This is a genomic window from Staphylococcus simulans, from assembly GCF_002902285.1.
GTDB classification, from domain to species: Bacteria; Bacillota; Bacilli; order Staphylococcales; family Staphylococcaceae; genus Staphylococcus; species Staphylococcus simulans.
On record NZ_PPRU01000037.1, the window covers coordinates 18,118 to 29,626 of the forward strand.

8 protein-coding genes and 1 CRISPR repeat array are annotated in these 11,509 nt (G+C 33.6%); all 8 genes read right to left on the reverse strand.

The features are described from left to right. Positions 1-6: 6 nt before the first annotated feature. Complete coding sequence (gene pyrC / locus CD112_RS08875) at positions 7-1,278, reverse strand: dihydroorotase (RefSeq protein ID WP_103364180.1); 1,272 nt, start codon at positions 1,276-1,278, stop codon at positions 7-9. Beyond that, entirely contained in the window at positions 1,265-2,173 is a 909-nt protein-coding gene (locus tag CD112_RS08880; protein WP_103364181.1) for an aspartate carbamoyltransferase catalytic subunit, read from the reverse strand. The genes pyrC and CD112_RS08880 overlap by 14 nt, the downstream gene beginning before the upstream one ends. Positions 2,174-2,203: 30 nt before the next feature. After that, the gene (locus tag CD112_RS08885; RefSeq protein ID WP_002480616.1) at positions 2,204-3,505 is read right to left on the reverse strand and encodes a uracil-xanthine permease family protein; all 1,302 of its coding nucleotides are present in this window, start codon (positions 3,503-3,505) and stop codon (positions 2,204-2,206) included. Positions 3,506-3,726: 221 nt separating this feature from the next. Continuing rightward, a complete protein-coding gene (pyrR, locus tag CD112_RS08890; RefSeq protein WP_057511005.1) occupies positions 3,727-4,254 on the reverse strand; it encodes a bifunctional pyr operon transcriptional regulator/uracil phosphoribosyltransferase PyrR in 528 nt (175 codons plus the stop codon). A 393-nt stretch (positions 4,255-4,647) separates the two neighbouring features. Next, positions 4,648-5,339: direct repeats of the CRISPR family, unit length 36 nt; unit sequence GTTCTACTTCATTCTAAAAGATCATAATTCTAAAAC. Between the two features lie 50 nt (positions 5,340-5,389). Then, a complete protein-coding gene (locus CD112_RS08895; protein ID WP_103364182.1) occupies positions 5,390-6,241 on the reverse strand; it encodes a hypothetical protein in 852 nt (283 codons plus the stop codon). Continuing rightward, positions 6,238-6,555 carry a CRISPR-associated endonuclease Cas2 gene (gene cas2, locus CD112_RS08900; protein ID WP_002480613.1) on the reverse strand — a complete coding sequence of 106 codons (318 nt, stop codon included), beginning with the start codon at positions 6,553-6,555 and terminating at the stop codon, positions 6,238-6,240. Before cas2 ends, CD112_RS08895 begins: the two co-directional genes overlap by 4 nt. 25 nt (positions 6,556-6,580) lie before the next feature. Beyond that, the gene (cas1, locus tag CD112_RS08905) at positions 6,581-7,456 is read right to left on the reverse strand and encodes a type II CRISPR-associated endonuclease Cas1 (RefSeq protein ID WP_103364183.1); all 876 of its coding nucleotides are present in this window, start codon (positions 7,454-7,456) and stop codon (positions 6,581-6,583) included. Between the two features lie 112 nt (positions 7,457-7,568). Next, complete coding sequence (gene cas9, locus CD112_RS08910) at positions 7,569-11,480, reverse strand: type II CRISPR RNA-guided endonuclease Cas9 (RefSeq protein WP_231911538.1); 3,912 nt, start codon at positions 11,478-11,480, stop codon at positions 7,569-7,571. Positions 11,481-11,509 lie beyond the last annotated feature (29 nt).

The window sequence follows — 11,509 nt, forward strand, 5'->3', positions numbered from 1 at the left end:
TGTTGTTTATTCCTCCTTGAATGCCACTTCTCCAGCTACCATTGTTAATACAGGGTTGCCGTATACTTTATAACCGATGAATGGTGTGTTGCTTGCTTTTGAATGGAAATCTTCTGCTTTGATTTCTCTCTCTTCTTCTAAATCGATTAATGTTAAGTCTGCTGTTTTGCCTTCTTCTAGGATGCCGTATGGCAAGTCAAAGATCTGTGCAGGTTTAATTGTTAAGTAGTCAACTAATTGTTGTAATGACCAATCTCCATTTTTTACAAAGTGTGTGTAAAGTAATGGGAATGCTGTTTCACTGCCGACAATACCGAATGGTGCTTTTGTCATTGGTTGTGCTTTTTCGTCAGCTGCATGTGGTGCATGGTCAGTTGCGATACAATCAATTGTGCCGTCTAACAATCCTTCAATCAGCGCATCTCTGTCTTCTTTACTTCTTAAAGGAGGATTCATTTTGTACATTGCGTTGTCACCAGGGACATCGTCTTCTGTCATTAATAAGTGGTGCGGTGTCACTTCAGCAGTGACTTTGATACCTGCTGCTTTCGCATCACGGATAGCACGTACACTTTCTTTTGTTGAAACGTGACATACGTGGTAGTGACAATCTGCTGCTTCAGCTAATAATACGTCACGTGCGATTTGTACAGCTTCACAAATGTTTGGAATACCTGGAATACCTAATTCTTTACTGCGAATCCCCTCGTGCATAGCGCCGCCATAGATTAAACTGTTATCTTCACAGTGTGCAACCACTGCTTTGTTTAATTTGGCTGCTTGTTGCATTGCTTCATACATTGTGCCGGCTGTTTGTACCCCTACACCGTCATCTGTGAACGCAAATGCACCGTGCTCAGCTAACCCTTTGAAATCAACTAATTCGCTGCCTGCTTGTCTGATTGTAATTGAAGCGTATGGTAATACACGAACGCGTGCGTTATCTTCAATTAATTTGTTGAGTTTTTCTAAATGTTCAACTGTATCTGGTACTGGGCGAGTATTCGGCATTGGACAAACTGTTGTGAATCCACCGCGTGCTGCTGCTTTTGTACCTGTTTCAATTGTTTCTTTATGTTCTCCGCCTGGTTCTCTTAAATGTACGTGTACATCAACTAAGCCAGGTGCTGCGAAGCGACCTTTTGCGTCGATCACTTCAACTTCTGAACCTACTGTGATTTCTGGTGCGATTTCTTTTACTTTGTCGTCTTCTACTAAAATAGAAGCCTCTGTTAATTTACCGTCTTTTAATACTTTTGCATTCTTAATTAGCAACATCGATAAGAACCCCTTTCTGTTGTTCCGCAATAATATGGCTGATGACTGACATACGTAAGAACATGCCGTTTTTCATTTGTTTGAAGATACGTGCTTTTGGCGCTTCTACTAATTCTGTATCAATTTCAACGCCTCTGTTCACTGGTGCTGGGTGCATTACAATTGCGTTTGGTTTCATGCGGTTGTATCTTTCTTTTGTTAAACCGTATTTTTCATGGTATTCATGTGGATCAAAGTTCAATTCTCCGTCATGTCTTTCGTGTTGTACACGTAATAACATCACAATATCCGTTTCTTCGATGACATCATCAATTTTGACATAAGGTGCATCTAGAGTATCGTCAACCCATTCATCTGGTGCTGCGAATTTAACGTTAGCACCTAAAGCTGTAAGTGCTTGGTAGTTACTGCGTGCTACACGTGAGTTTTTAATATCTCCGCAGATTAACACGTTCAAGCCTTTGAATTTTTTGTATTCTTCATAGATTGTCATGATGTCAAGTAAGCTTTGTGTTGGGTGTTGACCACTGCCGTCTCCGCCATTAATGACTGGGATGTTTAATCCCTCTAATTCTTTGTAGTAATCATTTTGTGGGTGACGGATAACTAATGCGTCTACACCGATGCTTTCTAAAGTTTTGCATGTGTCATATAATGACTCACCTTTTTTAACAGATGAAGTACTAGTTTCAAATGGAATTTCTTGCATACCTAAGCGATGTTCTGCCATTTCGAAGCTGCATTTTGTGCGTGTTGAGTTTTCGAAAAATAAGTTTGCTACGTATGTGTCATTTAATTTATGAACTTTCTTACCTTGTTTATATTCGATTGCTGTTTCGATAAGTGAATAGATTTCTTCATTTGATAAATGTTCCATAGATACTAATTGTTTCATTGTTAATTCCCCCTAAGAATTGGATAAAGTTTATTTATTTGATGTTTCCGGTTTTACTTTAGGTAAAATTAGGTTCAATACGATACCTGAAAGTGCTGCAAGTGCCATACCTTCAACTTTGACGCCGTGAATATCGAACATTAAGTTTCCGATACCCACCACAAGAATAACTGACGCGATTACTAAGTTACGGTTTTCCGAAAAATCTACCTTGCTTTCAACCAGCATTCTTAAGCCGCTTGAAGCGATGATACCGAATAAGAGAATGGATACCCCACCCATGACTGGTGTTGGGATTGATGAAATCAATGCTGTGAACTTACCTACAAATGCCAGGATAATCGCAATGACTGCTGCACCGCCGATAACGTAGATACTGTAAATCTTTGTTATCGCAAGTACGCCGATGTTTTCACCGTATGTTGTACTTGGCGGTCCGCCGATAATACTTGCAAACATTGTAGATACACCGTCTCCGATAATTGATCTGTGAAGACCTGGTTTCTCGAAGAAGTTTCTGCCGACAATCTTGTTGATGACCATTTGATGTCCGATGTGCTCACTGACTGTGACGAATACAATCGGAACCATTAAGAGCACCAGCCCGAAGTGGAAGCTTGGATGATAATCTACAAATGGTACATAGATGTGCGGCCAGTCGAACCATGATGCTTTCATCACTGGTTTGAAATCTACGATGCCGAAGATGATGCCTGCGATGTATCCTACAATGATTCCGATTAAGACTGGAATCAGTGAGAAGAACCCTTTCATGTAGCCTTGAACAACTAATGTTGTGATTAACGTGATCATTGCGACAATCAAGTAAGTAACGTTGTAACCTTTCATGTCTGCAGTGTTTTCAAACATTGCCATGTTGGCAGCTGTTGGCGCAAGACTTAATCCAATAACCATGATGACTGGTCCTACTACAACGGGCGGTAACAAATGCATAAGCCAACCGATTCCGCTTAATTTGATTAAGATTCCGATGATGACATACATTACACCACTCATGAAGAGTGCCACAAGCATGTCTCCTAAGCTGTGTGTACTTAATCCTGTAATAATCGGTGTGATGAAGGCGAAGCTTGAGCCTAAGTATGCTGGAATCATTGATTTTGTAATTAAGATATAAAGCAATGTTCCGATTCCTGATGCAAGCAATGCCGCTGAAATTGGCAAGCCTGTTAGGAATGGTACTAAGACTGTCGCGCCGAACATCGCGAATAGATGTTGTAAACTGAGGAAGGCCCATTGGCCTGCTTTCGGCTTTTCATTGACATCTAGTACGGGTTTCACCGTTCGCTCAAACATTTGTTCATTTTCCATTTCTCTTTCTTCCTTTCATAAAAAAATCTCTTTACAGCAATCAGCGTGCAAAGAGACATTGTGGGGGAAAGATAAGAAGGTGTTGTCTGTTTGAGATACACGTGTACCTCTTTAGAAGTTGTTTCTTACAAGCTTTGTAGCCTCTCGTGCTAGTTTTGTAAGTCGACAACAGTTCTTATCTAACCCTTTGTCAGTCTCTCGTACTGATTTAAAAGGGTAAGCTATTCAATTATAACTGCGTTGCGACCATCTGTTTCGTCTACATAGACTAAAACTTCTTCGTCTTTCGCAGTTGGAATATTTTTACCTACGAAGTCAGCGCGTATTGGTAATTCGCGGTGTCCGCGATCCACTAATGTTGCTAACCCGATTTTTTGTGGTCGAGAATGTAGTAAGATTGCATCGAGTGACGCACGTACAGTTCGACCTGTATAAAGCACATCATCAATGATGATAACGACTTTGTCTTTAAGGTCTACATCAATGACATAAGACTTCTCAGACATTTTAGGTGTCGGTAACTCTAAGTCATCTCTGAATTGCGTGATGTCTAATGTTCCTGTAGGAACACTTACGTCTTCAATTTGTTGAATCTTCGTTTGAATACGTTTCGCTAAAAATTCTCCGCGTGTTTTCACACCAAGCAACACAAGATTTTCAGTACCTTTGTTATACTCTAAAATTTCATGTGCGATACGTGTTAAAGTCCGCTGCATGCCTGCATCATCTAATACAATACGTTCTGTCATTCCCGCACTCACCTTTCCATAAAAAAATCCCGTATCTCAATTGAGAGACACGGGACACGAAGAACATGCGAGATTTACTATCTCAACTATTTAAATCAGTAACTGTTTTGTCGGTTACTTTACTAAATTTGTATGGCAATCAGGGTTGGTGAATTGCGTGTTCATACAAAATTACCTCTTAATAAAGTGTTTACTTAGTTACTTTCTCTAGTTTCAACATGTAAATTATCTGCCTTCGGAGCATCTCTGTACTCTCAATTAAAGACTTACGATTTCTTTATTAAACTGTACTAAGTTTAACACAGATAGATGAAAAGTCAAAGACATTTCCAAAACAAATATAAAGATTTTTCCATTCAAACAAGCACGATAAATAGTTAAGTTATACCCGCTTGTTTAAATCATTCTAAAAGATCACAATTCTAAAACTAACTCTAGTGATTTGTTGTGGTACTTATCGTTCTACTTCATTCTAAAAGATCATAATTCTAAAACCCTAGCTGTTCGGCGTATTGTTCCGCTTCAGTTCTACTTCATTCTAAAAGATCATAATTCTAAAACGTTGTATCGACCCTCTGTCATTGAAATAAGTTCTACTTCATTCTAAAAGATCATAATTCTAAAACCTAAACAAGAATGTAAATCACGTAGGAAGGTTCTACTTCATTCTAAAAGATCATAATTCTAAAACCGTTGGAGCGACGGAAGAGTTAAATACGAAGTTCTACTTCATTCTAAAAGATCATAATTCTAAAACTGTCGTATGTTGTACCTAACTGCTTCAACGTTCTACTTCATTCTAAAAGATCATAATTCTAAAACACTTCCATTACTCGTGTAGGAATCATTAGAGTTCTACTTCATTCTAAAAGATCATAATTCTAAAACGCGTTTTGCTCACTTGCTTTTAAAAACCTCGTTCTACTTCATTCTAAAAGATCATAATTCTAAAACTATGATAAACGAATAAAAGAATTAGGAAGTGTTCTACTTCATTCTAAAAGATCATAATTCTAAAACATCTGTGTTGCTGATATATTTTCTTTCAAGTTCTACTTCATTCTAAAAGATCATAATTCTAAAACCTTAAACAATGAGAAATCAAGGTTTTAGAGACCTTTATAATGACAGTAAACTAATATTTGTTCATAAATTGAATGAAGAACTCATCATCAAGATATGGATGTTGGCAAAATTCATGATAAGCTATCATTTTGCTTGTCTTATCCAAATCAGTTATTGATTCTTTTTCTTTAAACAACAATAACTCTTCTCTTATTTGTTGAGTATTCACCGGTTCTCCATTCATTTTAATAAGCGCTAATGTATCTGACTCGATAATAAAATAAGGATGGCTCGTAACAATAATACTAAACATATTTAGAGTCTGCAGATATTTTTTAAATGCCTTCATATCCGAAAGCCCTAAATGAGCTTCAGGAAATAACAAAACCAGCACATTTTCTTTTTCTGTTGATGTTAATGTGTCTATAAATAATTTGCGTTGCTCTATCGCATTTAAATCATTTAAATCATTATGAAAGTCTGGTTTAAACATGCCAAGCAACTTTTTCAAAACAATATTAGAGGATTGAAAGTCAACTTGATAACTTTCATTCTTTATTTCTAATGAGTTTAAGAAACTTTCTATCGTTGACTCTACCTTATTATATAATAAATTAGTCGTTTCTTCGTTAAAAATTTGTTGTTCGAAACGATGATATAATACTTCTTTGAATATTTTACTATCAAAGAGGTTTATATCACCGCACGGAACAATAATTAAGTTTACATTATTAGGTAATATTGTTTGATAATCATCTGCTACAAGTCTAACGTTTTCATCATAATTTTTAGATTTAGACTGACTATACTTTATAAGTCCCTCAGTTAAAGCATTCAATTTACTAGTATTCTGAAAAGAAATCACATTTAATCTTTGCTTTGCTATTTCAATCGGTTTATTAAATTCTCCAACTAATTTCATAATTCAAGAATTCTTTCTGTTGTATTTACATCATATTTCGTTCTAGGTTCGCCAACTAGATAGGTCATGTCTGAAAATTGTTTTTCAGTGACAATTAACGATTGCACAATTCCATGCGCAGGTAAGTTTTGTTTAAGCTTACTTATTTGATGGTTTAATGTACCTCTATTTAATATCAATTTACAATAAATTGAATATTGGCTTCTGACATATCCTTCATTCAACAAAAATTTAACAAACTTTCTATATTCACGTCGTTCTCTCGAAGTCTCAACAGGTAAATCAAACATAATAAAAAGTCTCAAGAATCTCATAATACTCCTTTCAAACACCCAATTTTTAGAAGTTAAAAACAGGCATCTTCATAAAGTTGATATCTCCACTTTCCAAGAATTTAAAAATTCCATCCAAATAAATTTCAATCGCATTAACTAAAAAGTAATTCTTTTTGTTTAACTTAACTTTCTCATTAAACATGTTTAAAATCGCTCTTTTTTCCTCTTTTTCAAATTTATCGTACACATTTTGTAGAACCAAAAAATCTACCATCGGTCTAAATACTTCCATAAAATCACACGCTAAGTTAAAAGGGTTAAATTCATTTTTATGTTTTATCCCTATCTCAGTTAAATAACCTTTACTAACAATAGTTCGTACAAATATAGCTAATAATACTTGATAGCCATAATCCAGTCCTGCATTCACAAATTCATCTGAATTTCTAGAAACACCTGAATCTAATATAATATTGAAATAAGACTTTGCGGCCAGTCCCTCTCTATTTGTACTATCATTTAATTTGGTTTCATGAACACAGTTATCAAAGAATGAGGTATCAATATTTCTATAAAAATATTGAATTACTTGTTTTTGTTTAGCAATTTTATTTTTTATAATCCTCTGCCAAAGTAATGATTTATATTCCTTATTCCAGTTCAATTGTTTAGCAATATGCCTAGATTGTTTGTGATGCCCATAAATTGGCACCACAAACGATGAAGGTAAATGTTTTTTATCACATAAAAGCGTAATAATCTTATTTTCAGACAAGGCATTTAATAAATGTCCAGTAATAGAAACGCTTGGATTTTCTATCACCAAGCATAGAATTTCTTGGAGTGGAATTTTATACAATTCATCAGCTTTTACTATTAAATGATTCATTCTCAAGGACAACTTTGATTCTTTAGTAATTATGACAGTCCTAAAGCTCATTTTTAGACTCCGCTAATTTGAAAATAGATTTAGGTTTAGTTGTTTTTAAACCAGTAATAGATTTATATTGTATTTCAGCATTATTTTTAGTATCTATAAATGTGTTTGGCGTTTATCCATTCCATCGTATCTTTAATTCTTTTGATCTCTCAGCTGAGACTTTAGTCATCTTCAAAACTTCTAATATAGATTGAGTCATTGAGTCGTTAGACTTTTCTGTATTGTTAAACAGATTTTTTATTAAGTTAACCTTTCTATCTCTAGATTGTAATCCAATACTATTTCTGAACTCTTCAATAACTTTTTCTGCAAACTGATTATAAAACTCTACTTTTTCTTGTTCTGTCATATTATTATATGGACTTAATGCCTGTTTTATTTTACGTTGCATTGCGATATCAAACTCTAATTGTTTACCATTAATGCGTTCATATGCAGAAACAAATAAGAATGGATGTCCATTGACAAGTAGTGCATCGCCCTTATTAATACTAAACAGGTATTGTGCTTTTTTAATGTCTAATTTAGGAAATGCTTTTCTAACAATTTTCAATGCACGTGTATTCATATCTACATCAGCATTATTTACATATTCGAATACCGTTTCATTAAATACGCCGTAACCTATTAACTCCTGATCTTTTTTGACATAAATGTAGCTAACTACAATACCACGTTTATTTTTCATTTCTTTATAAACAGCTGTTTTACTTTTATCCGAGTCATACTGTGCAGTCGTATTTTTAGGAGAAAAAGCACTTTGTTTATAGAATGCACTTTCTGTGCTTTCTACTTTTCTTGAATAATTGAACTTAAAATTATCTAAGTCAAATATCAATTTAGAAATCATACCTTCACCATATTCATTAACATAATTATCCATACGCTTGAATAGGAAGAATTCTCTTTTCTTATTATTCTCATTGAACTCGCCTAATTGTCTCCATTTTTCACGTACTTTTTCCCACTTGAAGTTAAATTCAAATAGATTAACTTTAGGATAAAAGACACGAGCAGCTTGATATACGAAACCATTTAAATATGCATCTACCGCATGATGCCAATCATTAAGTTGACGAATTTTAGGTATATCAAATTTACGTCTTAATTCAGAAACGACGTTTGCTTTCATAGGCACTACAGTTGTTGATGGATATTCTTCTGTTAAGAAGTCACTTACATGAGAAATAATCTGTCTTGTTTCAACAAGTTGTCTTTGAATAAAACCTTCTTTATCCAAATCATTAAATTCTTTCTTCATTAATTTTGAAAGCTTACTACTGCTAATTAGGTCATTTTCATATAGCATCTTCCAAAATGGAACAAGTACATGATTATCAAAAATTTCCAGCGGCATTTTATCGCCTGATTTTTTCTGGTTAGCACTTTGTATAACAAGCACTTTATTGTTAATACTATCGTCCTTTACAAATGTTCTCGGTAAAATATGATCTATTTCATAGAGTTGATTATTCGTATCTGACAATAATCTTTCTAAATCTATCGGCTTCTTGGTATACATACATTTACCGTTTTGATGAATATAAAGCCATAATTTAGGATTAGAAAAATCTAAATCAGGATAAGCTTTTATTTCTTCAAACAAACCTTTGAACTCTTTATTTCGTTTTAGGTTATTCTTTTTAACCAAATCATCCCAAAGTTCGCTACGTGACTTTTGGCGTTTACCTTTTACTTGATCTTCTGTCGCAAATTCAATAATAATTTTCTCTGGTGCACCAAATAAATTGCTAATTTCTCTTACCATTTTTATCGCGTTCCAAATGCCCTTTTTAAGTGCAGGAGAAGTTCTTAATTCAGCAACATCTTTATAAGAAATTTTAGCATTTTTTACCTTATTACTATTTTTAATGAAACAATCAAATCCTAAAGTTTTATCTGTGATAATTTCCATAAAGTTATTTTCTGTACTATACATCAAATCTATTAAAGAACGACCATTCACTTCTTTAGTTAGTAATTTTTCACTTAGTCTTCCCCATCCAGAATAATTCAGTTTAACAATTTGATTAAGTTGTTTCTCAGTAATATTTGGATACTTTTCACCAATTTTCTGTTTCAATATCGCTTTATCTTCAAAGATTGTAACCCATAAAACTAACTCTTCAATCATCTGTCTTTTATTTTCAACAGAACCAAAAATAGCTTTCATATCATTATAAGTAGAGAGTTTTGACGCAAATTTTGAATCATTTTGCGTACCAAACACTTTTAATTTTTGACCACTTGTTTTGTTTAAAGTATTTCTATGTTCAGAGTTTTGCAGTAAGGTGATTAAATCTTTATGCGTGACATTCTTTTTCTTTTGGAACAGATTATGATAAATAAATTGTTTAACTTTAGGATCAAGTCTATGGATTCTATGCTTAGGTTCATTTTCTCCTCTAAGTTGCACATTATTAAGTTCATTGAGTACTTCCATCTCTTGGTATAACAGACTGTGTTTTGGTAATACATCTTCTTCTAACAAATAAGTACACTTACTTGTCATACGTCTGATGAATTTTTCAGCACTCTTAGATTTATCAATAACTTTGTCAAAGTTCCATGGTAAAGCTTGTTCATCTGTTTTTCGAATCATCCACGCAAAATCAGATTGCCCATTTTTATTAGTGAGCGGACCTACATAGTATGGAATTCTAAATGAAATTAAATTGATAACTTTACCAATCATCTCTTCAGTAATTTCAGGATAATATTTTTGTTGATTTCTAAGTATATTTTCCGCTTCAAACACATTATTTTGATACGGTATACTCGCATTATCCGTCGTATTTTGGACCACTAAGAACTTTTGTTCATCTATTAAATTTAAAACCTCAGTATATTTTTTAGGCACTATCCCTTTTAAGTCCTTCATCAATTTCGCATACTGATCTTTAGGATGAATGAGATATTGATCAAACTTAGATAGCTTCCCGAACGTTTTCGCATCAGGGTTTTCTTGATATGCTCTCATATCTTCTTTACTTGTCACGAAAAACTCATGATATTTATCATACTTATTTTGATAAACGATATCTTTAATTAACTTCAATTGATTTTTGAAAATCTTATAATCTCTCACTTTGGCTGCAGAGATACTTGTTGCACCTTTTAATATTCTGTCTAACATAATACCCATAAAGAACGTATTAGCCGACTCAATAAAATTCAGTTGTTCGTCTGTAAGAAACTCTGATAAATTTTCATAATAATCATCAGATAACGAAATTGCATCACTACCTGTAGCACTTTCTTTTATATCTTCTGCATTTTCTATATTTTCAAATAAAATACTTTGCTTAAATTTAAGGCCAACTAACATTTTAAATAGCTCTGCATGTGTTTTAGACACATTTTTCTTTAATTCTTTAGATTTATCATTTCTTGTTAACTGATCATCTTTCAAAGTATCAACAATCACTTTAATATCTTTATTTGAAATAGAGTCTTCATATGGATTAATACTCTGATATTGTTCTAAAAGCTCTGATAGTTGCGCTTCATTATCTACTGTTTTTCCTTTATCAAAACTTAAATTATTAAATAAGAAATGACCACGGTACTTAACTAAGTGGTAAAGTGCTAAAAATATTAATTCTGGTTCAAATTTCTTTTCTGGATGGTTCTGAATGTCTTGTTGTAAATGATAAATCGTAGGATAAGCTTTAGGGTTCTTCCCTAAAGCTTTTAAGACTTCAGATAAACTGCGATGTTTAAAATCCTCATTTGAATTTTTCCATTTATGCAAGTTTAATAATTGGTAAAAATTAGGATTCTTTACTAATGGTGCTAAAACTTCCTGTAATAATCCAAGACGTTTAATTCTTCTATTTTTACGTCTTCTACTTGTTCTAAATCCACGCCTTTCAGCTGCTGTATCTGCACCTTCAAATGTAAGCACACCTATCGCATCTTTATCATGGTATTTTAAAATATTAAAATCTAAATCCATACAAGCATAACCAATACTTGCTGTTCCAATGTCTAAGCTAAGAATATATGGGTTAGTTTTTTTCATCTCATCACCTATTGTTCTCTATTTTTTAA

What these genes read in the sequence shown, in the direction of transcription:
- cas9 (WP_231911538.1), bottom strand. Translation starts at nt 11,480, where the DNA reads ATGAAAAAAACTAACCCATATATTCTTAGCTTAGACATTGGAACAGCA.
- cas2 (WP_002480613.1), bottom strand. Translation starts at nt 6,555, where the DNA reads ATGAGATTCTTGAGACTTTTTATTATGTTTGATTTACCTGTTGAGACT.
- pyrC (WP_103364180.1), bottom strand. Translation starts at nt 1,278, where the DNA reads ATGTTGCTAATTAAGAATGCAAAAGTATTAAAAGACGGTAAATTAACA.
- CD112_RS08895 (WP_103364182.1), bottom strand. Translation starts at nt 6,241, where the DNA reads ATGAAATTAGTTGGAGAATTTAATAAACCGATTGAAATAGCAAAGCAA.
- cas1 (WP_103364183.1), bottom strand. Translation starts at nt 7,456, where the DNA reads ATGAGCTTTAGGACTGTCATAATTACTAAAGAATCAAAGTTGTCCTTG.
- CD112_RS08880 (WP_103364181.1), bottom strand. Translation starts at nt 2,173, where the DNA reads ATGAAACAATTAGTATCTATGGAACATTTATCAAATGAAGAAATCTAT.
- pyrR (WP_057511005.1), bottom strand. Translation starts at nt 4,254, where the DNA reads ATGACAGAACGTATTGTATTAGATGATGCAGGCATGCAGCGGACTTTA.
- CD112_RS08885 (WP_002480616.1), bottom strand. Translation starts at nt 3,505, where the DNA reads ATGGAAAATGAACAAATGTTTGAGCGAACGGTGAAACCCGTACTAGAT.